Below are 26,528 nucleotides of genomic sequence, written 5' to 3'. Positions count from 1 at the left end.
AATCAGCCGCAGGCTGTTGACTGCAGACTCACCCACCGTCGACGGAGGCAAGCCTTGACCCCTGACCTGCTCGCTCCCCTCGACCTGGCGTTCTGGAACATCGAGTCCGCCGACCACCCGATGCACCTCGGCGCGCTCGGGATCTTCTCCGCCACCTCGTCCACCGCCGGGGCGCACGCGGCCGACCTGCTCGCCGCCCGCGCCGCCGGCGTCCCCGGGCTGCGGCTGCGCATCCGGGACGTGTGGCGCCCCCTCGGCCCGCGGCAGTCCTCCGCCGACGGCCCGCGCCACTCGCTCGCCGACGGGCTGCGCCGGCCGCTCGGCTTCGGCGGCGCCGCCCGCGAACCCGACCCCTGCTTCGACCCGCTCCACCACGTGCGGCTGCACACCCCGGCCGCCGACTTCCACGCCGCCGCAGGACGGCTCATGCAGCGCCCCCTGGAACGCAACCGGCCGCCGTGGGAGGCCCACGTGCTGCCCGGCGAGGACGGCACCTGCTTCGCGGTCCTGTTCAAGTTCCACCACGCCCTCGCCGACGGGCTGCGCGCCCTCACCCTGGCCGCCGCCGTCCTCGACCCGGTCGACCTGCCCGAGCGGCGCCCGAGGCCCGCACAGCCGCCGCGCGGTCCGCTGCCCGACGTACGCAGCCTGCCCGGACTCCTGCGCGGCGCGCTCTTCGACGTCGGACGGGCCCTGGACATCGGCGCCCGCGTCGCGCGATCGACCCTCGCCGCCCGCACCACACCCGCCCTCACCGCCGAACCCACCGGCACCCGCCGCACCGCCGGCGTCGTCGTCGACATCGACGACGTGCACCTGGTGCGCAAGGCCGTGGGCGGCACCGTCAACGACGTCCTGATCGCGGTCGTCGCCGGTGCCCTGCGCCGCTGGCTGGAGGAGCGGGGCGAAGCGTGCGACGGCATCGCCCCGCGCGCCCTGATCCCCGTCTCCCGGCGCCGCCCGCGCACCGCCCAGCCGCCGGGCAACCGGCTCTCCGGCTACCTGATGGAACTGCCCGTCGGCGTCCCCGACCCGCTGCGCCGCCTCGCCGCCGTGCGCACCGCGATGGACCGCAACAAGGACGCCGGACCCGACCGGGGCGCCGGCGCCGTCGCCCTGCTCGCCGACCACGTGCCCGCCCTCGGCCACCGGCTCGGCGGCCCCCTGGTCGGCCAGGCCGCCCGGCTCTGGTTCGACATCCTGGTCACCAGCGTCCCGCTGCCCGGCTTCGGACTGCGCCTGGGCGGCCACCCGCTCACGGCCGTCTACCCCTTCGCGCCGCTCGCCCGCGGCCAGTCCCTCGCCGTCGCGGTCTCCACCTACCGCGGCCAGGTCCACTACGGCCTCGTCGCCGACGCCAAGGCGGTACCGGACCTGAACCGGCTGGCCCGTGCCCTGTCCGAGGAGGTGGAGACCCTCATCACCGTCTGCGGCCCCTGACCCGCCGCCCCCGCGGGCCCTTGATCGTCACGCGTTTGGCGGGAGCGCCCGGCGCTGCCGTAAAATCCCCCGTTCGAAAGCGGTCGCGAGTCGGAGCGCCGCAGGAACGACCAGGGAAGCGGCAGCGCGATGACGGTGACAGACGAGGGCTCCACGACCATGGACGAGGTCGTGTACGCGCCCGGCGAGGAGGCCGCGTACGGGCCCGGCATCGACCCGGAGCGCCTCGCCGTCTGCCTCGACGTGCTGCGGGAGCTGGACAGCATCGAGGTCGACCACCCCGATGCCGTCGCCGTGCGCCGGGCCACCTCGCACATCTACCGCATGGTCAAGCAGCGCCGCCGCCAGGAGCGCCGGGCCGCCAAGACCGCCCACGACAAGGCGGTCACGGAGGCCACGGCCACCGGCTCGGCGCAGCGCATCGACGACGAGACCGAGGGCATCCTGCCGTCCTCCGCGACGGGCGAGGGCCAGATCGCGGGGATACTCAGGCGCCCGCGCTCCTGCTACGTCTGCAAGCAGCGCTACGTCGAGGTCGACTACTTCTACCACCAGCTGTGCCAGAAGTGCGCCGCCGAGAATCGCGCCCGCCGCGACGCCCGCGCCGACCTGACCGGCAAGCGCGCCCTGCTCACCGGCGGCCGGGCCAAGATCGGCATGTACATCGCGCTCAGGCTGCTGCGGGACGGCGCGCACACCACCGTCACCACCCGCTTCCCCAACGACGCCGTCCGCCGCTTCAAGGCCCAGCCCGACAGCGCGGAGTGGATCCACCGGCTGAAGATCGTCGGCATCGACCTGCGCGACCCCGCCCAGGTGGTCGCCCTCGCCGACTCGGTCGCCGCCGAGGGCCCGCTGGACATCCTGATCAACAACGCGGCCCAGACCGTACGGCGCTCCCCGCAGGCCTACAGCGAGCTGGTCGCCGCCGAGTCGGCCCCGCTGCCCGCCGGTGAGCTGCCCGCGGCCGAGGTGATCGGCACCTTCGGCTCCGGCGCGGTCGCCGCCCTGCCGGTGGCCGGCTCCGGCGCGCTCACCGCCGAGGACGTCACCGGCCTCGCCCTGGTCTCCGGCTCCGCCTCACTGGAGCGGATCGCCGCGGGCACGGCCATCGACGCGGGCGGTCTGGTGCCCGACCTGCACGACACCAACAGCTGGATCCAGACGGTGGACGAGGTCACGCCGGTCGAGCTGCTCGAGGTGCAGCTGTGCAACTCCACCGCGCCGTTCATCCTGATCAGCCGCCTGCGCCCGGCGATGGCCGCCGCGGCGGCCCGGCGCACCTACATCGTGAACGTCTCCGCCATGGAGGGCGTCTTCGAACGCGGCTACAAGGGCGCGGGCCACCCGCACACCAACATGGCCAAGGCCGCCCTGAACATGCTCACCCGCACCGCCGCCCAGGAGATGTTCGAGAAGGACGGCATCCTGATGACGGCCGTCGACACCGGCTGGATCACCGACGAGCGCCCGCACCCCGACAAGGTCCGCCTCGCCGAGGCGGGGTTCCACGCACCGCTGGACCTGGTCGACGGCGCCGCCCGCGTCTACGACCCGATCGTGCGCGGTGAGGCGGGCGAGGACCTGTACGGCGTCTTCCTGAAGGACTACGCGCCGGGCAAGTGGTGAACGGCCGCCGCTGATCCCTGACGGCGCGTCAGTCGACGGCGCCGAGACGGGCGTTGCGGGCCGCGACCAGCTCAAGGACGGTGCGCCAGTCCTCCAGGACCCCGGCCCCCGCGGTGTCGCAGGCACCGCGGGTGCGGGCCTCCTCGTCCGCGAGGCGCAGGGTCAGGGCGTCCTCGTCCAGAGGGCGGGCGGCGTGGCCGCCGGCCTGTTGCCGCACGAGCCGGAAGACGCGTTCACCGAGCAGGCCGCGCACCGCGTCCGCGGCGCGGGCCGCGCGGACGCCGGCGGCCTGCGGACCGGCGTCGCCGCCCGGACCGAGCAGGGCGCCGATCCCCAGGACCAGGCCCGCGACCTGCAGTTCCTTGTCCGCAGGGCGGCGCCGGCGCAGCAGCGCGGCGGTGCGCAGCGCGTGCTCGTGGGGATCGGCACGGCGCCGGGGCCGGTCCGGCGCGGCGGTGCCCCGCCCCACGGCACCCGGTCCTGCGGTGACCGGCCCCGCCGTACTCGGTCCCGCTGTACCCCGTCCGGCGTACAGCAGGTCCATCAGCTCTTCGACACTGCGCAGCTCCATGCGTCAGTCCTCCCGCGGGACGGCCGTTGCGGTACGTCAGCAGATCACGGCGACCTTGCGGCGCGGCCAACGGGAACTGAACTGCGTGACGTAGACCGGACGGGTGAATCGCTCGCCGCTCCACAAGGTGACAAATCACCTTGTACACGGCTCAATGAACACGCCTGACTTCAGATAGTTACCTGCTCTTTGCAGCCCCATCGAGCAGGGGGCCGCTCATTTGGTTAATCTGGAGTAGGCGGACAGCACCAAAGGGTTCCCACCACACCCACGGTCCGCCCCGGGGTGAGCCGGTGCACAACGGCCCGCTCGGACCTCAGTTGCCGGCGCCACCGCGTCCGACCTGTTTCGACCCAGACCCGAGCGGGCGTCAGGTGCCGCAGCGCAGACTGCCGGTGACCGCCCCGAGGGTGACCGACACATAAGGAGTGCGCGGTGACACCGGAGAAGACGAATCGCGACCAGGGCCCCCAGGAGCGCTCGGAGCGCTCGGGACGGCGGCCCGGAGACCTCGGCAGCCTCGACGTGTGGGCGCGGTCCGCCCCGATCCGTCTGGCCGGCTACGAGGACGACCTCGCCGAACCGCACATCCTTCCCAGCGTCGACTGAGCCTCCGGCGCGGCGGCCCGGCCGGGCGACCGGCCCGCCGCCGGGCCGGTCCGGCGAAACATGCCTTCCGGCCGCTGCGTCCGATATAGGGTCCCCCGCGAGATCTCCACGATCTCCACAGCCAAGATCACCGAGGGGGCCTGACCCGTGGGCAGCACCGACACCACCGACAGCACCGCGTACGAGGGTTTCACGGCCGAGGAACGGGCCGCGATGAAGGAACACGCCCGGGAGACGAAGGCGGAGGCACGGCGCAGGTCGCGCGCGGACAAGGCGGCGGAGGCCGAACGGGACGTGCTCGCCAAGATAGCCGAGATGCAGGACTCGGACCGCGTCATGGCCGAGCGCGTCCACGCGGTCGTCACGGCCGCCGCCCCGGTCCTCGCCCCCAGGCTCTGGTACGGGATGCCCGCCTACGCGCGTGACGGCAAGATCGTCTGCTTCTTCCAGAGCGCGGAGAAGTTCAAGGCGCGCTACGCGACGCTCGGCTTCAGCGACCAGGCCAACCTGGACGAGGGCACGATGTGGGCCGCCGGTTTCGCCCTGACCGGGGTGACACCCGAGGTGGAGGCGCGGATCGCCGCCCTCGTGAAGCAGGCGGTGAGCTGAGCCGCACCGGGCGGCTCGCGTCCGGCCGGTCACGACGGACCGGGCCCGGGAGGCGGGAACTCACGTGAGCGGGGCCGTACGCGGCCACGGGCGCAGCCGCTCGACCCGCTCCGCCAGGTCCAGCAGGGCGCCCTCCGAGCCCGGGCGGCCCACCAGTTGCACCGCGCAGGGGGCACCGGAGGGCAGCGTCCCGAACGGCACCACCGCCGCGGGCCAGCCGGTCAGGTTCCACGGCCCGGTCATCGGCGAACAGGCCCCGTTGACCAGGACGTTGCGCAGCCAGCCCCGTTCGTGCCAGGGCGCGGCCCGCGGGGAGCGGCGGGCCAGCGCCGGGCACAGCAGCACGTCGTGCTCGGCGAAGAAGGGTTCCAGCCGGGCCCGCAGCCGCTCCCGGGCGTCGCCCGTCCGGACCCCGTTCACGAACCGCCGTCCGACGGCGGCCTGCACCCTCGTGCGCCGGGTCAGCCGCCGCGGATCCAGGTCCGCGGCGTCCACGGCCGTACCGGCGCTCCAGTGCCGCAGCGCGGTGAACCCGGTCGACGCCGGATAGGGCGGATCGGCTCGCCGTACCCGGTGGCCCGCCCCGGCCAGCAGCCGTGCCGCCTCCCGGACGGCCGCGGCGTACGGTCTGCCGACCGCCACCCCGCGCAGGGGAGAGCGCACCGAGACGGCGACCGACAGCGCGGACGGGTCCGCGGCGGCCGCCGCCCCGGTGTCCGCCAGGACCGCGAGCATCAGCCGTGCGTCCGCCACCGTCGTGGCCAGCGGCCCGTTCTCCGACATGCCGAACCAGTCGCCGTCGCCGATGCCGGCCGGGACCACGCCGTGGCCGGGCTTGACGGTGACCAGGCCGCAGGTGGCCGCCGGTATGCGCAGTGACCCCATGCCGTCGTTGCCGAGCGCCAGCGGCACCATCCCGGCGGCGACCGCGGCCGCGCTGCCGCCCGACGAGCCGCCCGCGGAGCGCGCCGTGTCCCACGGGTTGCGGGCGGTGCCGTGCACGCCCTCCGTCGTTCCGAAGACACACAGTTCGGGCACGTTGGTCAGCCCCACCACGACCGCGCCCGCCGCCCGCAGCCGGGCGACGGTGACGTGGTCCCGGGTGTTCGGCAGGTCCGAGGTCGCCGCGGACCCGTTCCGGGTGGACTCGCCGCGCACCGCCAGGTTGTCCTTGACGGCCACCGGCACTCCCGCCAGGGGCAGCCCGGCCAGGTCCGGGCGGGCGCCGACCTCGTCGGCCTCGTCCAGTGCGGCCTCGGCGCGGACGGTGCGGAAGGCGCCGATCCGGCCGTCCAGCCGCTCGATGCGGGCCAGGTGCGAGGCCACCACCTCACGGGCGGTGACCCGCTTCTCGCGTACGGCGGCGGCGATCTCGGCGGCGCTCGGGCCGGCCCAGCTGGTCACGGGGGCTCCTCGGCAGGGGGCGGGCAGGTTCGTACTCGCGGGTACGCAGGGCGAACTCTGCCCGCGCCCGCCTCTTCCGTCGAGAGGGCGGACAGCATCATCCGATCAATAGCTCAACTTTCTTGCCGGTACGCCCCATTGACAGCCCATGACGGCCGTTCAATCATCAGACCTCCGATGAATCGGAGGCTGCTCATGAGTACGTATCCAAGACGTCACGTCCTGGGAGCCGCCGCGGGCGCCACCGCGGCGGCGGCCCTGCCGCTCGCGGCGGCGACGCGGGCACAGGCCGCAGGGACAGCCGGCGGGCCGGACGGCGCGCCTCCCGGCGGCCGGGCGGACGGCCCCGGGAACCCGTGGGTGCCCGTCCCCGACCCGGTGCCCGTCCCGCTGGAGGCCCTGTACGACAACGACGGCATCGACACCGCCGCCGCCCGGGGCGGCGACTTCGACGGCTCGGGCTACACCTTCCCCGGCGAGGCGCTCCCGGCCGGGCCGACCGAGGTCGACGGCATCCCCTTCCGCTTCCCGTCCGCGGCCGCCGGGGCGGCGAACAACGTCGTCGCCCGCGGCCAGCGCGTCGAGCTGCCCAGGGGCCGCTACCTGTCGGCGGCCTTCCTGACCGCGGGCAGCTACGGGAACGCCTCCGGCACCGCCACCGTGCACTACGCGGACGGGACCACCACGACCGCCGGGCTCGGCGGCGCCGACTGGTACGGCGCGGGCGGCACCCTCTCCGCCCCCTACCGCTACCGGCCCGACGGGACCAGGGACGACCACCCGGTCGGCATCGGCACGGCGAACCTGTGGCTCGACCCGGCCCGCGAGGCGGTCGCGCTGACCCTGCCGGTGACCGGCCCGGCCCAGGAGGGCCGGGCGGCCCTGCACGTCTTCGCCCTCACCCTGCAACCGGTCGCCCAGGGCCGGGCGCTGGTCCTGCGCGACGCCCGCTCGACCGCCTCGCTGCTGGAGGCGTCCGGAGCGCAGAGCGTCGAGGCCACCGTCGTCAACGCGGGCACGGTCGCCCTCCTCGCGGACGACGCGCTGTCCGTACGGGTCGACGTGGACGGCGCCCGAACCGTCGCCCCCGCCCGCATCCGCCGGCTCGACCCCGGCGAGGAGGTCCGCGTCCGCGTCGGCATCCGCAACCGCCCGGGGACCGCGTCCGGAACCGTCCGGGACGGCACGGTCAGCGTCACCGGCCGGGGCACCAGGGCGGCCGCCCGCACCGGCCGGCTGACCCTCGGCGTCCCGGACTACCGGCCCACCGAGGACTCCCTCGCCCGCCACCAGGCGCCGTACTGGTTCCGGTCCGCCAAGTTCGGCATCTTCATCCACTGGGGCGTCTACTCGGTACCCGCCTGGTCCCCGGTCGGCAAGCAGTACGCCGAGTGGTACTGGAACCACCTCCAGGACCCGAACAACGCGGTGTACGCCCACCACCGGGACACCTACGGCGAGGACTTCGCCTACGACGACTTCATCCCGCGCTTCACCGCCGAGAAGTTCGACCCGCGGTCCTGGGTCGAGCTGTTCCGCGACGCCGGCGCCCAGTACCACGTGCTGACCTCCAAGCACCACGAGGGCTTCGCCCTGTGGGACACCAAGGTCTCCGACCGCAACGCCGTGCGGATGGGCCCGCGGCGGGACCTGGTCGGGGAGCTGTTCGAGGCCTCCCGGCGGTACGCCCCCGGACTCCACCGCGGCCTGTACTTCTCGATGCCCGAGTGGTTCAACCCCGACAACCCCTGGGCGGGCCACGCCCCGCGCAACCCCTACACCCTGCGGCCCGTGCCCTACACCGGCTACACCGCGGGCAAGGACTACGTGAAGGACTACCAGGCCCGGCAGATGCTGGAGCTGGTCCACGGCTACGACCCCGCGATCATCTGGTGCGACATCGGCGGCGCCAACGACAGCCTCGACGTGCTCGCCGAGTACTTCAACCACGCCAAGAACCGCGCCCGTCCCACCGACGTCACCGTCAACGACCGCTCCGGCATCGCCTTCCACGACTTCACCACGCCCGAGTACACGACGTACGACAACACCGTCGTCGCCAAGTGGGAGGCCAGCCGCGGCCTCGACCCCTTCAGCTACGGCTACAACCGGGCCACCCCGGACGCCGCCTACATGACCGCGGAGGAGGTCGTGCACAGCCTCGTCGACATCGTCTCCAAGAACGGCAACTTCCTGCTGGACATCGGCCCGCGCGCCGACGGCACCATCCCTGAGATCATGCAGACCCGGCTGCGGGAGACCGGCCAGTGGCTGCGCACCAACGGCGAGGCGATCTACGACACCACCTACTGGTCGCGTACCGCCCAGCTCGGGGCCGACCTGCGCTTCACCGTCCGCCCCGACGAGGCCTTCTACATCCACTCGCTGGCCCGCCCCGGGGCGAAGCTCACCGTGGAGGCCCCGGTGCCGATCCGCCCCGGCGACAAGGTCACCATGCTCGGTCACGACCGGCCGCTGACGTGGACGGTGCGCGGCGGCGCGCTCGTCGTCGACGTGCCCGAGGCCGCCCGCCGGGCAGGCCGGTACGCGTGGGTCTTCAAGATCGAGTGGCACGGCTGAGCCTGCCCACGGCCGCGGCGGACCGGTTCCGCCTCCGTCACGTCCCGCTCCGGTCCTCGGCACGGCGAGTCCGGCCCGCACCGCCCGCGGACCCGGGCCGGGAAGCCGCCCTCCTGACCGCCGGGGCCCGCGGTCCCCGGCGGTCAGGAGCCGGACCCGCCGCCGGGGGCGCCCGGGTGCGTCCGACGCGTAGGCGGCTCGCCCGGGTGGGTCTAAGGTCGGAAGGACAGGACGAGCACGAGGGGAAGTAGTCGGCGATGGCGCAGGACGAGGCCGTGATCGGCTGCACGGGGGAGCTTCTCATCGGCACGCGCGGATCCGCCGGTCCCGGCGAGATCCTGGTGCGGGTCAGAGGCGGATCCGAGACCTTCCTCGCCTGGTCGCAGGAACCGTTGCCGATCGGTGCGACGGTCCTCGTGGTGGACTCCCGTGGATGCCGTGAGGTCGACGTCATCGAGTGGGGCGACCCCCTGGACAGGTTGCGCGACGATGCGGCCGACGCAGGCTAAGGAGAACAAACCATGTTCGGTTACCGCGTTCCCGCCCCCGACGAGGCGATGCTGATCTCGGGCGGCAGGCGGGGACTGGGGGGCGCGCCGTTCCGGGTGGTGACGGGGCACGGCAAGTTCGTGCTCCCGGTCTTCCGCAAGGTCCGCTTCCTCACCCTGTCGATGTGCGAGTCCGAGGTCGTCGAGACCTGTGTGACCAAGCAGGGCATCGCGCTGCACGTGCGCGCCGTCATCGCCTTCAAGGTCGGCAACGACACCGAGAGCATCATCAACGCGGGCCAGCGTTTCCTCTCCGACCAGGACCAGATGTCCGTCCTGACCGGCCGGATCTTCGCCGGTCACCTGCGTGCCATCATCGGCTCGATGACGGTCGAGGAGATCGTCACCGAGCGGCAGAAGCTCGCCGCCGAGGTCCTGGACACCTCCAAGACGGAGATGGCGAAGATCGGCCTGATCGTGGACTCGCTGCAGATCCAGTCGATCGACGACGGCGACACCGGATACATCGACGCCATGTCCGCGCCGCACAAGGCGGCCATCCAGCGCCAGGCGCAGATCGCCCAGGCGCAGGCCAACCAGGCCGCCGCCGAGGCGGAGCAGGAGGCGGCGCGCCGGCAGGCCGAGTACGCCCGGCAGACCGCCGTGGTGAAGGCGGAGTACTCCGCCGAGGTCGACCGGGCGCAGGCGCACGCCGCCCAGGCCGGCCCGCTGGCGCGGGCGCACGCCCAGCAGGAGGTGCTGGCCGCCCAGACCGAGCTGGCCCAGCGGCAGGCCAAGCTGCGCCAGCAGGAGCTGGTCGCCGAGATCGTCAAGCCCGCCGAGGCCGAGGCCGAGCGGGTCAGGATCCTCGCCGCCGCCGAGGCGCAGCGGATGAAGATCCAGGCCGAGGCCGCCGCGTCGTACGACCGCGTCGCCCTGGACCGGATGCTGATCGACCAGCTCCCGCAGATCGTCAAGGAGGCCGCGGGCGGTCTGGCCGGCGCCAACGTGAACGTCCTGAACGGCGCGGACGGGCTCGGTGAGATCGCGGCCGGCCTGGTCGCGCAGGGCCTGACGATCCTCGACTCGGTCCGGCAGAACCTGAACGGCAACGGCGGCGGAGACCGCCCGAGCGGCGGCCGCGCGGAGCAGGGCGACGGCCGGCTCGAACTCCAGGGGCCCTCGGCGGCGAAGCCGGACGGCGACGGCCGCCCGGGTGAGGGCGGCGCGCCGGAGCGGCGCACCTCCTGAGACGCGGACACCAAACGGCCCGGCCTTCTCCCCGAAGGCCGGGCCGCGGGCGTCCAGGAGGAGACCTCGGCGCCCCGGGCCGGGGGACGGAGATGGAGGCGCCGAGCGCCGCCACGACGACGACCAGGCCGGTCAGCATCGCCGTCGTGACGACCGGCAGGCTGCACCTGGCGCCGCGCCGCTGACCGGGAGGGCGCCTCACCGGGCCGGCCCCGCACCGCTGCGGCCCCGGCTCCCGGCCCGGCCATTCGGCCGGCGCCCCTCGGCGGACGCCGCCGCTCTTCAAGAGCTGCGAACAAAAGGGGCGCCCGGCTCGCGCTGATCGGACCCCCGTTCTGTGCGCAGTTCCCACGCCGTTCAGGCGTCCCGCGCCGCCCCCGTGCTCTCCCGTTCGATCAGCCGGGGAACCGGGACCCGTACCGTGCGGGCCGGGCCGCCGTCGAGCAGGGCGGTCAGCTCCCGGGCCGCCGTGCGGCCGAACTCCATGCTGTCGCGGGACAGGGCGGACAGCCACGGCCTGACCATGCGGCACAGGGCCGAGTCCTCCCAGGACACCACCGACACGTCCGCCGGGACGGAGAAGCCGAGTTCGCCCGCCGCGGCCACACCGGCCAGGGCCATCACGTCGTTGTCGTAGATCAGCGCCGTCGGGGGAGCGGGGGAGCCGAGCACCCGGCGGGTGACGGCGGCGCCCTCGGCGTCCGAGTAGTCGGTGGTCACCGACTGCACGCCGGTCAGCCCGCGCCGCTCGGCCTCGGCCCGCAGCGTCCGGATCCGGCGTTCGGTGTGGGCGAGGCCGGACAGGCCCGCGATGTGCGTGATCCGCCGGTGCCCCAGCCCGTACAGCCCGTCCACCACCGAGGCCATCGCGCCCGCGTCGTCCGCCCACACCGTGGACAGGCCGGGGTGCCGCTCGTCGGGGGCGCCGCCGATCACCACGGCGGGCAGGCCCAGTCCGTCGAGCAGGTCGGGGCGCGGGTCGTCGGTGCGCGGGTCCACGACGAGCACGCCGTCGACCCGGTGCTCGGCCCACCACCTGCGGTACACGTCGCACTCGTCGGGCACGTCCTCCACCACCTGGAACAGCAGCCCGAGATGGCGTTCGGCCAGCACTTCCTGGATGCCGGAGACCAGTTGGAGGAAGAAGGAGTCCACGCCCAGCGTGTCGGCGGGCCGGGCCAGCACGAAGCCGATGGTGGCGACGCCCTCCCCGGACAGCGCGCGGGCCGCCGTACTGGGCCGCCAGCCCAGTTGCTCGGCGACCCGGCGGACGCGGTCACGGGTGACCTCGGAGACGCCGGGCCGGCCGTTGAGCGCGAAGGAGACGGCGCTCTCCGAGACACCGGCGCGGCGCGCGATGTCCTTCATCGTCGGACGGCGCGCCGGGGAGCGCTTGGCCGGCATGGTCCCCCTCATTTCTCAGCGGTGATCACTAAAGCGCTTGAGTGGAAGCACCCTAAAGCGCATTAGTCCTCGCTGGCAAGTCCCTTCCCATACGCTCCTGACCTGCACTAATGTGGCCGAGGTTGCATTAGCAGGGCCGAATCCATTGACTTTTCACGAACTCGGCATGCATCGTCACTGCCGACACCAGCCGCCGACGCCGCAAGGGAGCCGTGTCACCGTGCCCATATCCCGCAGAGCACTCGCCGCCGCAGCCATCACCGCCCTCGTCCTGCCGTTGAGCGCCTGTGGCTCCGGCGGCGACGACGCCGGTTCGACGGACGCCTCCGGCAAGGTCGAGGGCAACATCACCTTCCAGACCTGGAACCTGCGCGCCAACTTCAAGGACTACTTCGAGGGCGTGATCGGCGACTTCGAGAAGAAGTACCCGGGCACGCACGTCAAGTGGGTCGACCAGCCCGCGGAGGGCTACCCCGACAAGATCAGCGCGGACGCGGCCGGCGGCACCCTGCCCGACGTCGTCAACGTCGCCCCGGACCTGGTCGCGCCGCTCGCCAAGGCGGGCCTCGCGATGGACCTCGACAAGGCCGCCGCCAAGTACAAGGGCGAGTACCTGCCCGGCGCCTGGGCCAGCCACCAGGTCCCCGGGCTGCCCGGCACGTACGCCTTCCCCTGGTACCTGAACACCGGCCCGCTGTTCTACAACAAGGCGCTCTTCAAGCAGGCCGGCCTGGACGCCGCGAAGCCGCCGAAGACGTACGACGAACTCTTCACGGACGCCCTCCAGCTGGCGCAGAAGTCCGGCGGCAAGGTCGCCACCCTCGCCAACGTGCCCACCATCGAGGACTTCGGCCGCTACGGCTCGACCCTCACGAACAAGGAAGGCACCGGATTCGCCTTCAACGACGCCAAGGGCGTCGAACTCCTCACCAAGTACAAGCAGTTGTACGACGCCAAGGCCCTCGACCCGCAGGCGCTGACCGCCACCCCCGAGTCGACCGGCAAGAAGTTCCTCACCGGTGCCGTGGCCATGAACCCGGGCAGTGCCCTGGACCTGGACAACTTCAAGAAGCAGGCGCCGAACCTGTACAAGAACATCGGCATCACCGACCAGATCACCAGCACCGGCCACGTCAACATGTACGTCCAGGGCCTGATGGTGAACGCCAAGACCAAGAACACACCCACCGCGGTCGCCTTCGCGCACTTCGTCACCGACGCCGAGCACCAGATGTCGTTCGCCAAGAAGGTCGCCATCTTCCCGAGCACCGCCGGCTCGCTGAACGACCCGTACTTCACCAAGGAGGACGGCACCGACGAGACCCGCGTCCGCATCGCCGCCGCCAAGTCCCTGAAGACCGCGGTCAACTACACGCCCGTGCAGTTCAGCGACCAGATGAAGACGGCGCTGCGCAACGAGGTCGCCAAGGCGCTCCAGGGCAAGCAGAGCCCCAAGGACGCCCTCGACAACGCTGTCAAGGCCTGTGACCAGCTTCTGAAGCAGCAGGGATAACGCACCATGTCCACCTCGACCGTCTCCCGGGCGCCCGCCGCGCGCCCGGACGGGCGTCCCGGCCGCCGCGCCGGAGACCGCCCGGCGACCCGGGTACGACGCCAACTGCCCACCAGCCCCTGGCTGTTCGCAGCCCCTGGACTGCTGGTCACCGGCGCCTTCATCCTGTACCCGTTCGTCTCCACGGTGATCAACGCCTTCACCGACCGCCGCACCCTGCTCCCGGGCCACTTCGTCGGCCTCGCCAACTTCCGCGAGCTGCTGCACGACGACGCCTTCTGGATCGGCCTGCGCAACAGCACGCTGTACATGGCCGGCGTCGTCCCGGCGCTGGTGATCCTGCCGCTGCTGCTCGCCCTGCTGGTGCAGAAGAACATCCCGGGCATCACCTTCTTCCGGTCCGCCTTCTACACCCCGGTCGTCGCCTCGATCGTCGTGGTCGGGCTGATCTGGGTGTGGATGCTGGACGGGCGCGGCCTGGTGAACTCGCTCCTGGAGACGGTCGGGCTGGGCAAGGTCGGCTTCCTCAGCGACCAGTGGCTGCTGCTGGTCAGCGCCATGGCCGTCACGGTGTGGAAGGGCCTCGGCTACTACATGATCGTCTACCTCGCGGCGCTCGCCAACGTGCCCCGCGAACTGCACGAGGCCGCCGCCGTGGACGGCGCGGGCGCGGTGCGCCGCTTCTTCACCGTCACCGTGCCCGCCGTCCGCTCCACCATGGTCCTGGTCGCCGCGCTCTCCTCGGTCGCCGCCTTCAAGGTGTTCTCCGAGGTGTACCTGATGGCCGGCCCCAGCGGCGGCCCGGCCGGCGAGGACACCACCCTCGTGATGCTCATCCAGCGCACCGGCACCGGCCTGACCGGCCGCGTCGGCTACGCCTCCGCCATCTCCCTGGTCGTCTTCGTCATCACCGTGATCCTCATGCTGCTCGTTCTGCGCGCCGACCGGAAGGAGGACGCGTGAGCACCGTGCAGACCCCGGCCGGCAGGACGCCGGCGCGCCCCCGCAAGCCCCGCTTCACCGACGAGAACGGCCGCCGCCACCGGGTGTGGGAACTGGTCCTGCGCTACGTGCTGCTGCTCGCCGTCCTCGCCCTGACCGTCGGCCCGTTCGTGTGGCAGCTGTCCACCTCGCTCAAGGGCCCCACCGAGGACATCTTCAGCTCCCCGCCGAAGTTCCTGCCCGGCCACCCCACCCTGCACAACTACGAGCGGGTCGCCGACACGATCCCGGTGTGGGACTACGCCTTCAACTCCCTCAAGGTCGCCGCCGCCAACGTCGTCACCAACTGCGTCGGCTCCGCCCTGGCCGGCTACGCCCTGGCCCGGCTGCGCTACCGCGGCCGCAGGGTGGCCACCCTGGTCTTCGTGCTGGCCATGCTGGTGCCCGCCGAGGGCATCATCATCGCCCAGTTCACGACCATGCGGGAACTGGGCCTGAACAACACGCTCATCGGCGTCCTGCTGCCCGGAGCCATCGCCTCCCTGAACGTGCTGCTGATGCGCAACGCCTTCCTCAACCTGCCCTACGAGATCGAGGAGGCCGCCTACGTCGACGGTGCCAACGTCTGGCAGCGGTTCCTGCGGATCGCGCTGCCGTCGGTGAAGGGCACCCTCGCCGTCGTCGCGATCTTCGCCTTCATGGGCGCCTGGGACGACTTCCTGTGGCCGCTGATCGTGCTCAGCGACCCGTCCAGGTTCACCCTGACCATCGGCCTCAACTACCTGCACGGCACCTTCGCCAACGACGAACGGCTCGTCGCCGCGGGCACCGTCATCGCCGTGGCGCCGCTGATCGCCCTCTTCGCCTGCCTCCAGCGCTACTTCTTCCGCGGGGTCGGCGAGGGCGCCGTCAAGGGCTGACGGGCACGGCCCCCGCCGGGGGGCCGCCCCCCAGCCCCGTGCCACCGCAGCTCCCAGGCCTGAACACCGCACCCCCACCCGCAAGGACCCCCGCATGCCTTCTGCCGTGCGCTTCGGCGTCAACTACACCCCGAGCCAGGGGTGGTTCCACCACTGGCTCGACTTCGACCTCGACGCCGTACGCGCCGACCTGGACTCCATCGCCGCGCTCGGCCTGGACCACATCCGCGTCTTCCCGCTGTGGCCCTACTTCCAGCCCGACCGCGCCCTGATCCGCCCCCGCGCCGTGGAACAGCTGGTCCGGCTCGTCGACGCGGCCGGCGAACGCGGACTCGACGTCAACGTGGACGGCCTGCAAGGACACCTGTCCAGCTTCGACTTCCTGCCCGCCTGGACCCGCACCTGGCACCGCCGCAACCTGTTCACCGACCCCGAGGTCCTCGACGGCCAGGCCGCCTACCTGCGCACCCTCGCCGCCGCCCTCGCCGACCGCCCCAACTTCCTCGGCATGACCCTCGGCAACGAGGTCAACCAGTTCTCCGCCGGGCCCCACCCCGACCCCGACCGGGCCACCGCCGAGCAGATCGACGCCTGGCTGGAGCGCATGCTCGCCGCCTGCGAGAAGGGCGCCCCCGGCAAGCTCCACCTGCACGCCGAGTACGACGCCACCTGGTACCAGGACGACATGCCGTTCACCCCCGCCCAGGCCGCCCGGCACGGCGCCCTCACCGCCGTCCACTCCTGGGTCTTCAACGGCACCGCCCAGCGCCACGGCCGCACCTCCGTGCCCGCCGAGCACCACGCCGCCTACCTGATCGAACTCAGCAAGGCCTGGGCCGGCGACGCGCACCGCCCGGTCTGGCTCCAGGAGGTCGGCGCCCCCGCCCCGCTGATCCCCGCCGAGCACGCCGCCGCCTTCACCGAGGCCACCGTCGCCAACGCGCTGGACTGCCCCGACCTGTGGGGCATCACCTGGTGGTGCTCCCACGACGTCTCCCGCGAGCTGGCCGACTTCCCCGAACTCGAGTACAGCCTCGGGCTGCTCACCAACGACCGCCGGCCCAAGGACATCGCCCGCACCCTCGCCCGCGCCGCCCGCGAGCACACCTACGCCCCGGCCCCGCGCACCACCGCGCTCACCGTCCCCGCCGACCCGGCGTCCCGCTCCCGCTGCGCGCCCGGCGGTGACGTGTTCGAGGCGTTCTTCCGGCTCACCGCCGACGGCGCCCGCCCCGCCACCGTCCTCGACACCCGCGCGGCCGACCAGGACCACCTGACCGCCCGCGGCATCACCCACGTCGTCACGCCCGACCAGGTACTCCCCAATCCACCCGGAGGCACCCGCTCGTGAGCACGCACCCCGTCCGACGCGCCGGCCGTCCCGCCCGGCGCACCGTCCTGCTGGCAGGCGCGGCATCCGCGTTCCTGCCGGCGCTGACCGCACCGTCCGCCCAGGCCGCGCCGCACACCGGTGCCGCCCCCGGCGCCGCCGCGTCCCTCCAGCCGTACGCCTCCTACTGGTACCCCGACTCGCTGCCCGCCGGCAGCCCGGGCGCCGGCATCACCTGGCGCAGCCTGAAGGCCTGGCGCGCCGCCACCGACACCGACCTCGCCTTCAACGCCGCCTCCGTCCCGCTCGCCCCCCGCTTCACCCCCGTACCGGCGAACACCACCGCCCGCGGCGGACAGGCCCGGATCCAGTCCCTGGTCTCCTTCGGCCCCACCGCGGGCAACCCCTCCCAGGGCTCGGCCACCGCCGACTACTACGCCCTCACCCACTGGGCGTACCTGGACGAACTGGTCTTCTGGGGCGGCTCGTCCGGCGAGGGCCTGATCCTCGCCCCCAACGCGCCGATCGTGGACGCGGCCCACCGGCACGGCGTCCCCGTCCTCGGCAACGTCTTCCTGCCGCCCGCCGCCTACGGCGGACAGCTCCAGTGGACCCGCGACCTGGTCCAGAAGGACGCGGCCGGGCACTACCCGCTCGCCTCCCAGCTCGTGGCGGTCGCGGCGGCGTACGGCTTCGACGGCTGGTTCGTCAACGCCGAGACCGGCGGCGGCGACAGCGCGCTCGGTGCCGCCATGCTCGGCTTCGTGAGCGAGCTGAGACAGCTCGCCGCCGCCGAGGGACAGCGGGTCACCTGGTACGACGCGATGACCGTCACCGGCTCGGTGAGCTGGCAGGGCGCGCTCGACGATCAGAACCAGCCGCTGTTCCAGGCCGCCGACGACATGTTCGTCGACTTCCGCTGGAGCCCGGACTCGCTCGCCTCCTCCGGACGCAGGGCCGAGCGGCTCGGCCGCAGCCGCTACGAGCTGTGGGCCGGTGTCGACGTGGAGTCGGGCGGCTCCGGCACCTCCGTCGACTGGGACGCCATCGTGCCCGCGGGCGCGGCGCACACCACCTCCCTCGGCCTCTACCGCCCCGAGTGGACCCGCAACCACCTGCCCGCCGGGCACACCCCGGAGCAGTTCCACGCCGCCGACGACCGGTTCTGGACCGGACGCTCCCTCGACCCGTCCCGGCCCGACCCCGCGGACACCTGGCGGGCGCCCGCCGTGTCCGTGGCCGACCGGTCCACGGTCACCTCCCTGCCGTTCGCCTCCGCCTTCAACACCGGCCACGGACTGCGCTGGTACGAGCGGGGCGAGATCACCTCCGACGCCCCCTGGAACCACCTCGGCCTCCAGGACCGGCTGCCCTCCCGCCGCTGGAGCGTGCGCACCGACGGACAGCGGCCCGCCGTCTCCTTCGACTTCGCGGACGCCTGGCACGGCGGCAGCAGCGTCCTGGTGGACGGCGCGCTCGACAGGCCCGCCGTCCTCGACCTGTACGCGACGCGGCTGCCGCTCGGCCGCAACACCGTCGTCGAACTCACCCACCGCGCGGACGCGGGCGACGTACGGGTCGAGCTGGCCGTGGCGACCGCGGAGCCGGACGCGGCCGGAGCCGCGCCGCCGTACACGTACCTCCCGCTGCCGGCCGCGAGCGGCGACGGCTGGCGGACCACGGCCGTGCGGCTCACCGGCCTGTCCGGCACCGTGCACGCGCTCGGGGTGCGGCTGACCGCCACCGGCGGAGGCCCGGTGCGCTGGCGGCTCGGCGCCCTCGCCGTCCGCGAGAAGACCGCCACCCCCACCGCCCCGGCCCGGGCCCGCGTCACCGCCGCCGCGGGCGGTGACCTCCGCCTGGCCTGGCACCACCGGGCACCGGGCACGGTCCGCCACTACACCGTGCACCGCGTCCTGCCCGGCGGCGGCCGCCGCTTCCTCGGCGCCACCGGCCAGCGGGCCTACTTCGCCGCCGGCCTCACTCCCGCCCCGGGCGAGCGGACCGTACGGTTCGAGGTACGGGCGGTGGGGGAGCTGTACACCTCCTCGGCCGCCGCCACCGTCGCCCACCCCTGGTAACCACCCGCCGATCCACCCGCTGACGTACGACCTACGGAGCATCCCGCATGCATGACGACCGCAGCCTGGTCGAAGCCCGCCTCAAGCGCGTTCTCGACGAGCGCATCCGCCCCGCCGTGTACCCCGAGTCCGTCCCGCTGGACGTGGCCGTGTGGCACGCGCCCGGGGAGCCCGTGCCGGTGGCCGAGGGACTGGCCGCCGCGCCCGAGCCGATCGAGGTGGGCACCCGCTGGGGTGCTCCGTGGGGCACCAGCTGGTTCCGGGTGACCGGCACCGTGCCACAGGCGTGGGCCGGCAAGACCGTCGAGGCCCTGCTCGACCTCGGCTTCGACGAGAACATGCCCGGCTTCCAGTGCGAGGGCCTGGTCTACCGCCCCGACGGCACCCCGGTGAAGGGCCTCAACCCGCGCAACCAGTGGGTCAGGATCGGCGCCCCCGTCGAGGGCGGCGAGGAGGTGCGCCTGCACGTCGAGGCCGCCTCCAACCCCGTCATCCTCGACTACCACCCCTTCCTGCCCACCCGGCTCGGCGACAAGGAGACCGCGGGCAGCGACCCGCAGTACACGCTGACCCGGATGGACCTCGCCGTCTTCGACGAGACGGTCTGGCAGCTCGTCATCGACCTGGAGGTGCTCGGCGAGCTGATGGCCGAGCTGCCCGCCGACTCCCAGCGCCGCTACGAGATCCTGCGCGCCGTGGACCGGGCGCTGGACCTGGTGGACCTCCAGGACGTCAACGGCACCGCCGAGCGGGCCCGCGCCCAGCTCACCGGCGTCCTGGCCGCGCCCGCCGTGCCCTCCGCGCACCGCATCAGCGCGGTCGGGCACGCGCACATCGACTCGGCCTGGCTGTGGCCGCTGCGCGAGACCGTGCGCAAGGTGGCCCGTACGACGTCCAACATGACCGCCCTGCTGGAAGACGAGCCCGACTTCGTCTTCGCCATGTCCCAGGCGCAGCAGTGGGCGTGGATCAAGGAGCACCGGCCCGAGGTGTGGGCGCGGGTGAAGAAGGCCGTGGCGGACGGGCGGTTCGTGCCGGCCGGCGGCATGTGGGTGGAGTCCGACACCAACATGCCCGGCTCGGAGGCCATGGCCCGTCAGTTCGTGCACGGCAAGCGGTTCTTCCTCGACGAGTTCGGCGTCGAGAACGACGAGGCCTGGCTGCCCGACACCTTCGGCTTCGCCGCGGGCCTGCCGCAGATCATCAAGGCGGCCGGCTCCAAGCGGCTGCTGACGCAGAAGATCTCCTGGTCGCAGACGAACAAGTTCCCGCACCACACCTTCCAGTGGGAGGGCATCGACGGCACCCGCATCTTCACGCACTTCCCGCCCGTCGACACCTACAACTGCTCCATGAAGGGCAGCGAGATCGCCCACGCGGCCCGCAACTTCAAGGACAAGGGCGTCGCCCGGCACTCGCTGGCGCCGACCGGCTGGGGCGACGGCGGCGGTGGCACGACCCGCGAGATGGTGGCCAAGGCCGCCCGGCTGCGCGACCTCGAAGGCTCCGCGCAGGTCGTGTGGGAGACCCCCGAGGCGTTCTTCGACAAGGCCGAGGCCGAGTACCCCGAACCGCCCGTCTGGGTCGGCGAGCTGTACCTGGAGCTGCACCGCGCCACGCTCACCAGCCAGGCCAAGACCAAGCAGGGCAACCGGCGCAGCGAGCACCTGCTGCGCGAGGCCGAGCTGTGGGCGGCGACGGCCGCCGTGCGCGCCGGGTTCCCCTACCCCTACGAGGACCTGGACCGGATCTGGAAGACGGTGCTGCTGCACCAGTTCCACGACATCCTGCCCGGCTCGTCCATCGCCTGGGTGCACCGCGAGGCACGCGCGACCTACGAACGGGTCGCCGCCGAGCTGGACCGGATCATCGAGGGCGCGCAGCGGGCGCTGGCGGGCGAGGGCGGCACCCCGCTCGTCTTCAACGCGGCCCCGCACGCCCGTGCCGGTGTCCCGGCGGGCGGCGCCGCCGCCCCGGCCGTCCGGGGCACGACCCGGCTCACCCCGCGCGCGGGCGGCGGCCACGTCCTGGACAACGGCCTGCTGCGCGTCGAGATCGACGGACGCGGTCTGGTCGTCTCGGTCTACGACATCGCGGCCGACCGCGAGACCGTCGCCCCCGGCCGGGCCGCGAACCTCCTCCAGCTGCACCCCGACTTCCCCAACATGTGGGACGCCTGGGACGTCGACGAGTTCTACCGCAACACCGTCACCGACCTGACGGACGCGGACTCGGTCACGGCCGGCGAGGACGGCACCTCGGTGCGGATCGTCCGCTCCTTCGGCTCCTCCCGCGTCACCCAGGTCCTGTCGCTGGCGGCGGACGAGCGGCGGCTCGTCGTGGACACGGAGGTCGACTGGCACGAGACGGAGAAGTTCCTCAAGCTGGCCTTCCCGCTGGACGTGCACGCCGAACGGTACGCGTCGGAGACGCAGTTCGGGCACTTCCACCGGCCCACCCACACCAACACCTCGTGGGAGGCGGCCAAGTTCGAGGCCTGCAACCACCGGTTCGTGCACGTCGCCGAGCCCGGCTGGGGCGTCGCGCTCGTCAACGACTCGACGTACGGACATGACGTGACCCGCGCCGTCCGCACCGACGGCGACCTGGGCACGACCACCACCGTCCGCGTGTCGCTGCTGCGCGCGCCGCGCTTCCCCGACCCGGAGACCGACCAGGGCGTCCACCGCTTCCGGCACGCCCTGGTACCCGGCGCGGAGATCTCCGACGCGGTGCGCGAGGGCTGGCGGATCAACGTCCCCGAGCGGCGGCTGACCGGCGCCGGCGAGGTCGCGCCGCTGGTGGGCGTCGACGACGACGCGGTCGTCGTGACCGCGGTGAAGCTGGCCGACGACGGCAGCGGTGACGTGGTCGTCCGCTTCCACGAGGCCCACGGCGGCCGGGCCCGCGCCACGCTGACGGCCGGGTTCGAGGTCGCCGACGCGACCGTCACGGACCTGCTGGAGCGTCCCCTGGCCGACGCGGCGCCCGTGGAGCGCGACGGTGAGCGGGTGGCGGTACGGCTGCGCCCCTTCGAGCTGGTGACGCTGCGGCTGCGGCGCGCCTGAGCCTGCCGCGCGGGGCGGCCCGGCGATCACTCGCCGGGCCGCCCCGCGCTGTTTCACGTGCGGACGCAGCCGTCCCGCCCCACTTGGCCGCGGCCCCTACTGACCCGTCTGCGTACGCAGCCATTCCTCGACCTCGCCGACGTGGGCCGCCGCCGCCGCGCGGGCCGCTTCCGGGTCGTGGGCGGTCAACGCCCGGAAGATCGCGGCGTGTTCGCGGCGGGTGCGGGCGAAGGCGCCCTCCTCCTGGTAGCCGCGCCAGACCCGGGCGCGGAAGGTGCGCGAGGACAGGCCGTCCAGGATGGCGGCCATCGTCTCGTTGCCCGCCGCCCCCGCGATCTCCCGGTGGAAAGCGAGGTCGTGGGCGAGGATCTCCTCCGGGTCGTCGGTGGCGTTCATCGCCGTCAGGTGTCTCCCGACCTCGGCCAGCCGCTCCGGGGTGATCCGGGCCGCCGCCAGCGCGGTCGCCGTCGACTCCAGGACCCGGCGCACCTCCAGCAGTTCGACCAGGCGCGGGCCGCGGGTCAGGTCGGCGACGACACCGAACGTCTCCAGCAGGTCCCCGGCCTCCAGCTGGGTGACGTAGATGCCGGAACCGTGCCGGGCCTCCAGCACGCCGAGCACGGTCAGCGCGCGGATCGCCTCGCGCATCGAACTGCGGGAGATGCCCAGTCCGGCCGCCAGGTCGCGTTCGGTGGGCAGCCGCTGGCCCGGCTCCAGCCGGCCCTCCGCGATCATCGCCTTGACCTGGTCGATGGCGCGCTGTGTCACCGTGCCCTTCGGCCCGGCACCGGCCGGTGAGGCACTCACGGCGCTCTCCGTCTCCGTCTGCCCTGCCGGGCCGGTCGGCATCTCGTCCACGCCACTCCTCCTGTCGCCGTGCGCCGCAGTCTAATCACCGAGGTGGTCCGACCACTATGGCCGAGCGGCGCGAAAACCTGGCTCCGGAGGGTGTTGTGCGCGCCAAGTGGTCTGATAAGTATGCGGGCAACTGCTCGATCTCGCTCGATGAGGAGCCGACAGATGGCCGGCACAGAAGTGCGGAACGGACGGCAAGGCAGGCGGCGGCACAGCAGGTGGCGGAACGAGGGGCGGCCCTTCGGCTGGGCGGTGCGCGCGACGGCCGCGGCCGCCTGCGGCGCCCTGGCGCTCACGGCCTGCGGCAGCACCAAGGACACCGGCGCCACCGGGGCCAAGGGCGACGGCAGCGGCAAGGTCGGAGTGATCCTCCCCCTGCTGACCTCGCCGTTCTGGCAGTCGTACAACGACTACGTGCCCAAGATGGCCGCGTCCCAAGGCGTCGACGCGCTGAAGACGGTCAACTCCAACAGCGACCCCTCGCAGCAGATCACCGACGTCAACAACGAGCTGAACCAGGGCGTCAAGGGTCTGGTCGTGGCCCCGCTGGACAGCGCCGCCATCCAGGCCGGCCTCGACCAGGCCGAACGCAAGGGCGTGCCCGTGGTCGCCGTCGACGTGGCCCCCGACAAGGGCAAGGTCGCCATGGTCGTGCGCGCGGACAACGTCGCCTACGGAGTGAAGGCCTGCCAGTACCTCGGCGCGCACATCAGCTCCGGCAAGGTCGTGCAGGTCATGGGCGACCTCGCCTCCGTCAACGGCCGCGAGCGCTCGGAGGCGTTCCGCGCTTGCGTGAAGAAGAGCTTCCCCCGGCTGAAGGTCCTGGAGATCCCCGCCAAGTGGGAGTCCGACACCGCCGCCGCCAAACTCGACACGCTCCTGAACGCCAACCCCGACCTCAAGGGCATCTACCTGCAGGCCGGCGGCGTCTACCTCGCGCCCACCCTGCAGACCCTGAAGTCGAAGAACATGCTGAAGAAGGCCGGGACGGCCGGGCACATCGCGATCGTCTCCAACGACGGCATCCCGCAGGAGTTCGACGCCATCCGCAAGGGCGAGATCGACGCCACCGTCTCGCAGCCGGCCGACGCCTACGCCAAGTACGGCATGTACTACGTCAAGGCGGCCATGCGGGGCAGGACGTTCACGCCGGGCCCGACCGACCACGGCTCCACCATCGTGAAGCTGCCCAACGGCACCCTGGAGGACCAGCTGCCCGCACCCCTGGTCACCAAGGCCAACGTCGACGACCCCGAGCTGTGGGGCAACACGGTCCGATGAGCGCCACCGACACCGCCCCGCTGGTGGAGGCGCGGGGCGTCACCAAACGCTACGGCGCCACCGTCGCCCTCGCCGACGGCCGGCTCACCGTACGGTCCGGCGAGTCCCACGCCCTGGTCGGCCGCAACGGCGCGGGCAAGTCCACCCTCGTCACCCTCCTCACCGGCCTCCAGGCCCCCGACGAGGGCGAGATCCGCTTCGACGGCGTGAGCGCCCCGCCGCTCACCGACCGCGACGCCTGGCGCCGCAAGGTCGCCTGCGTCTACTAGAAGCCGACCGTCGTCCCCGAACTCACCGTCGCCGAGAACCTGTTCATCAACCGGCAGCCGACCGGACGCGGAGGACTCATCAGCTGGCGGCGGCTGCGCCAGGAGGCCGCCGGCCTCCTCGCCACCTGGGACGTGCGCGTCGACCCCGGCGCCCGCACCTCGGAACTCAAGGTCGAGGACCGGCAGATGGTCGAGATCGCGCGGGCGCTGAGCTTCGGCGCGCGGTTCATCGTCCTGGACGAGCCCACCGCCCAGCTCGACAACCGCGAGATCGAGCGGCTGTTCACCCGCATGCGCGCCCTGCAGGACTCCGGTGTCACCTTCCTGTTCATCTCCCACCACCTCCAGGAGGTGTACGAGGTCTGCCAGACCGTCACCGTGCTGCGCGACGCCCGCTGGATCACCACCGCCCCCGTCGCCGACCTGCCCAGGGCCGCCCTGGTGGAGGCCATGGCGGGCGAGTCGGTCACCGAGAGCGGCCTCGGGCGCGAGCCCGTCGCCGCCCACGCGCCCGTGGTCCTGGAGGCGCACGGGCTCGGCTCGGGGGCGTACCAGGACATCGACCTCACCGTGCGCGGCGGCGAGGTGGTGGGACTGGCGGGCTCCAGCGGCAGCGGCAAGGTCGAACTGGCCGAGTCCTTCGCCGGACTGCACACCCCCACCGGCGGCAGCGCCCGGCTCGACGGCCGCGCCCTGCCGTTCGGCGACGTGCGGGCCGCGCTGACCGCGGGCGTCGGCTGCGTCCCGCGCGACCGGCACGAGCAGGGACTGGTGGCCGGCATGACCGTCGGCGACAACGCCACGCTGAGCGTGCTGGACCGCCTCGGCCGCCACGGCTTCGTCGGCACCGGCGCCCGGCGCGGCTTCGCCCGCGAGCTGATCGACCGCCTCGGCATCCACACCGAAGGCCCCGAACAGCCGGTGTCCGACCTGTCCGGCGGCAACGCGCAGAAGGTCGTCATGGCCCGCGCCCTCGCCGGTGACCCCCGCCTGCTCGTCCTCATCAACCCCACCGCCGGCGTCGACGTGAAGTCCAAGCAGTCCCTGCTGGCCCGTATGGACAGCGCCCGCGAGGACGGCACCGCCGTGCTCGTCGTCTCCGACGAACTCGACGACCTGCGCCGCTGCGACCGCGTCCTCGTCCTCTTCCACGGCCGGATCGTCGCCGAACACCGCGCGGGCTGGCGCGACCACGAGCTGATCGCCTCCATCGAAGGAGTGGACCATGGCTGACACCGAAGCCGCCCCGCCGCTCGCGCGCCCGCACGCCGCCGCCCGCGCCGGCCAGGCCCGGACCGTCCTGCTGCGCCGCGCCCGCGAACTCGCGCTGGTACCCGCTCTGTTGCTGCTCATGGTGCTGGGCACGGCCGTCAACGACTCCTTCCTCACCGAACGCAACCTGATCTCCATCCTCGGCTCGTCCGCCGCGCTCGCCATGGTGGTCCTCGCCGAGTCGCTGGTGCTGATCACCGGCAAGTTCGACCTGTCCCTGGAATCCGTCGTGGGCATCGCCCCCGCCGTCGGGGCCCTCCTCGTCCTGCCCGCGGCCCAGTCGGGCTGGGGAACCGAACTGGCCGCGCCGCTCGCCCTGCTCGCGGTCCTCGTGGCCGGCGCGGTCGTCGGCGCCTTCAACGGCGTCCTGGTCGTCAAGTTCAAGCTCAACGCGTTCATCGTGACGCTGGCCATGCTGATCGTGCTGCGCGGCCTGCTGGTGGGCGCGACCAAGGGCAAGACGCTGTTCGGCATGCCCGACAGCTTCTACTCCCTGGCCACCACCACCTTCCTGACCATCCCCATATCGGTGTGGCTGGCCGCCGTCGCCTTCGCCGTCACCGGCCTGGTCCTCAAGTACCACCGTGTCGGCCGCGCCCTGTACGCCATCGGCGGCAACGCGGACGCGGCCCGCGCCGCCGGCATCCGCGTGGAACGGGTCATGCTCGGCGTGTTCGTCGTCGCGGGCGTCCTCGCCTCCGTCGGCGGCATCATGCAGACCGGTTACGTCGGCGCGATCAGCGCCAACCAGGGCCAGAACATGATCTTCACCGTGTTCGCGGCGGCGGTCATCGGCGGCATCAGCCTCGACGGCGGCCGGGGCACCATGTCCGGCGCGCTCACCGGCGTCCTCCTGCTCGGCGTGGTGCAGAACTTGCTCACCCTCGCCCAGGTGCCGTCGTTCTGGATCCAGGCCATCTACGGCGGGATCATCCTGGTCGCCCTCATGATCGCCCGCGTGACGACGGGCCGCGCCCAGGACTGACCACGCCGGTCACCCCGCCACCGAACG

19 protein-coding genes and 1 pseudogene are annotated in these 26,528 nt (G+C 73.0%); 16 read left to right on the top strand and 4 right to left on the bottom strand.

Annotated features, from left to right (window positions below; translation table 11 throughout):
- The first annotated feature begins 54 nt into the window (after positions 1 to 54).
- Together IG64_RS29500 and IG64_RS29495 are read left to right on the top strand one after the other, a co-directional pair.
- Positions 55 to 1,440, top strand: a complete 1,386-nt coding sequence (locus IG64_RS29500; RefSeq protein WP_037861700.1) for a wax ester/triacylglycerol synthase family O-acyltransferase — start codon at positions 55 to 57, stop codon at positions 1,438 to 1,440.
- 129 nt (positions 1,441 to 1,569) lie between these two features.
- On the top strand, positions 1,570 to 3,069 hold the full coding sequence (locus IG64_RS29495) for an SDR family NAD(P)-dependent oxidoreductase (RefSeq protein WP_037861699.1): 1,500 nt from the start codon (positions 1,570 to 1,572) through the stop codon (positions 3,067 to 3,069).
- A gap of 28 nt (positions 3,070 to 3,097) precedes the next feature.
- Here the strand turns inward: IG64_RS29495 and IG64_RS29490 are convergent, their stop codons facing one another.
- Entirely contained in the window at positions 3,098 to 3,640 is a 543-nt protein-coding gene (locus IG64_RS29490; protein ID WP_037861698.1) for a hypothetical protein, read from the bottom strand.
- Between the two features lie 435 nt (positions 3,641 to 4,075).
- Between IG64_RS29490 and IG64_RS40745 the strand changes: the two genes are divergently transcribed.
- Positions 4,076 to 4,249 (top strand): hypothetical protein, encoded by a 174-nt coding sequence (locus tag IG64_RS40745; protein ID WP_107474392.1) that lies wholly within the window; start codon positions 4,076 to 4,078, stop codon positions 4,247 to 4,249.
- A 213-nt stretch (positions 4,250 to 4,462) separates the two neighbouring features.
- A complete protein-coding gene (locus IG64_RS29485) occupies positions 4,463 to 4,858 on the top strand; it encodes an iron chaperone (protein WP_107474393.1) in 396 nt (131 codons plus the stop codon).
- A 60-nt stretch (positions 4,859 to 4,918) separates the two neighbouring features.
- Here IG64_RS29485 and IG64_RS29480 read toward each other — a convergent pair whose 3' ends face one another.
- Complete coding sequence (locus tag IG64_RS29480; protein WP_037861696.1) at positions 4,919 to 6,262, bottom strand: amidase; 1,344 nt, start codon at positions 6,260 to 6,262, stop codon at positions 4,919 to 4,921.
- 195 nt (positions 6,263 to 6,457) lie between these two features.
- Between IG64_RS29480 and IG64_RS29475 the strand changes: the two genes are divergently transcribed.
- The 3 genes from IG64_RS29475 to IG64_RS29465 all read left to right on the top strand — a co-directional run bounded on the left by IG64_RS29475 (position 6,458) and on the right by IG64_RS29465 (position 10,581).
- The gene (locus tag IG64_RS29475; protein WP_037861693.1) at positions 6,458 to 8,842 is read left to right on the top strand and encodes an alpha-L-fucosidase; all 2,385 of its coding nucleotides are present in this window, start codon (positions 6,458 to 6,460) and stop codon (positions 8,840 to 8,842) included.
- A gap of 257 nt (positions 8,843 to 9,099) precedes the next feature.
- Positions 9,100 to 9,351: a hypothetical protein gene (locus IG64_RS29470; protein WP_037861690.1), complete on the top strand. Its 252-nt coding sequence runs from the start codon at positions 9,100 to 9,102 to the stop codon at positions 9,349 to 9,351.
- 12 nt (positions 9,352 to 9,363) lie between these two features.
- Positions 9,364 to 10,581, top strand: coding sequence for an SPFH domain-containing protein (locus IG64_RS29465; protein ID WP_037861689.1), 1,218 nt, complete (start codon positions 9,364 to 9,366; stop codon positions 10,579 to 10,581).
- 357 nt (positions 10,582 to 10,938) lie between these two features.
- Here the strand turns inward: IG64_RS29465 and IG64_RS29460 are convergent, their stop codons facing one another.
- The gene (locus IG64_RS29460; RefSeq protein WP_037861688.1) at positions 10,939 to 11,985 is read right to left on the bottom strand and encodes a LacI family DNA-binding transcriptional regulator; all 1,047 of its coding nucleotides are present in this window, start codon (positions 11,983 to 11,985) and stop codon (positions 10,939 to 10,941) included.
- Positions 11,986 to 12,205: 220 nt separating this feature from the next.
- Here IG64_RS29460 and IG64_RS29455 point away from each other — a divergent pair, with 220 nt between their 5' ends.
- From IG64_RS29455 to IG64_RS29430, 6 genes are all read left to right on the top strand, one after another.
- Entirely contained in the window at positions 12,206 to 13,498 is a 1,293-nt protein-coding gene (locus IG64_RS29455) for an ABC transporter substrate-binding protein (protein WP_037861686.1), read from the top strand.
- A gap of 6 nt (positions 13,499 to 13,504) precedes the next feature.
- Positions 13,505 to 14,461 carry a carbohydrate ABC transporter permease gene (locus IG64_RS29450; protein ID WP_037861685.1) on the top strand — a complete coding sequence of 319 codons (957 nt, stop codon included), beginning with the start codon at positions 13,505 to 13,507 and terminating at the stop codon, positions 14,459 to 14,461.
- Positions 14,458 to 15,360, top strand: a complete 903-nt coding sequence (locus tag IG64_RS29445; protein ID WP_037861684.1) for a carbohydrate ABC transporter permease — start codon at positions 14,458 to 14,460, stop codon at positions 15,358 to 15,360. Before IG64_RS29450 ends, IG64_RS29445 begins: the two co-directional genes overlap by 4 nt.
- 94 nt (positions 15,361 to 15,454) lie before the next feature.
- A complete protein-coding gene (locus IG64_RS29440; RefSeq protein WP_107474391.1) occupies positions 15,455 to 16,711 on the top strand; it encodes a glycoside hydrolase 5 family protein in 1,257 nt (418 codons plus the stop codon).
- Positions 16,708 to 18,771, top strand: coding sequence for an endo-beta-N-acetylglucosaminidase (locus IG64_RS29435; protein ID WP_037861682.1), 2,064 nt, complete (start codon positions 16,708 to 16,710; stop codon positions 18,769 to 18,771). Before IG64_RS29440 ends, IG64_RS29435 begins: the two co-directional genes overlap by 4 nt.
- A gap of 47 nt (positions 18,772 to 18,818) precedes the next feature.
- Positions 18,819 to 21,839, top strand: a complete 3,021-nt coding sequence (locus IG64_RS29430; RefSeq protein ID WP_037861678.1) for an alpha-mannosidase — start codon at positions 18,819 to 18,821, stop codon at positions 21,837 to 21,839.
- 96 nt (positions 21,840 to 21,935) lie between these two features.
- Here the strand turns inward: IG64_RS29430 and IG64_RS29425 are convergent, their stop codons facing one another.
- Entirely contained in the window at positions 21,936 to 22,688 is a 753-nt protein-coding gene (locus IG64_RS29425) for a FadR/GntR family transcriptional regulator (protein WP_234438651.1), read from the bottom strand.
- A gap of 171 nt (positions 22,689 to 22,859) precedes the next feature.
- Here IG64_RS29425 and IG64_RS29420 point away from each other — a divergent pair, with 171 nt between their 5' ends.
- The 3 genes and pseudogenes from IG64_RS29420 to IG64_RS29410 all read left to right on the top strand — a co-directional run bounded on the left by IG64_RS29420 (position 22,860) and on the right by IG64_RS29410 (position 26,501).
- Complete coding sequence (locus IG64_RS29420) at positions 22,860 to 23,975, top strand: sugar ABC transporter substrate-binding protein (RefSeq protein WP_037861676.1); 1,116 nt, start codon at positions 22,860 to 22,862, stop codon at positions 23,973 to 23,975.
- A pseudogene (locus IG64_RS29415) lies at positions 23,972 to 25,477 on the top strand (sugar ABC transporter ATP-binding protein). Before IG64_RS29420 ends, IG64_RS29415 begins: the two are co-directional and overlap by 4 nt.
- A complete protein-coding gene (locus IG64_RS29410; protein ID WP_037861673.1) occupies positions 25,470 to 26,501 on the top strand; it encodes an ABC transporter permease in 1,032 nt (343 codons plus the stop codon). Before IG64_RS29415 ends, IG64_RS29410 begins: the two are co-directional and overlap by 8 nt.
- The last annotated feature ends 27 nt before the right edge of the window (positions 26,502 to 26,528 follow it).

The sequence above is a fragment of the Streptomyces sp. NRRL S-340 genome (assembly GCF_000720185.1).
GTDB lineage: Bacteria > Actinomycetota > Actinomycetes > Streptomycetales > Streptomycetaceae > Streptomyces.
Note: the sequence above shows the minus strand (reverse complement) of the source record. Positions and strands in the feature narration are given on the sequence as shown.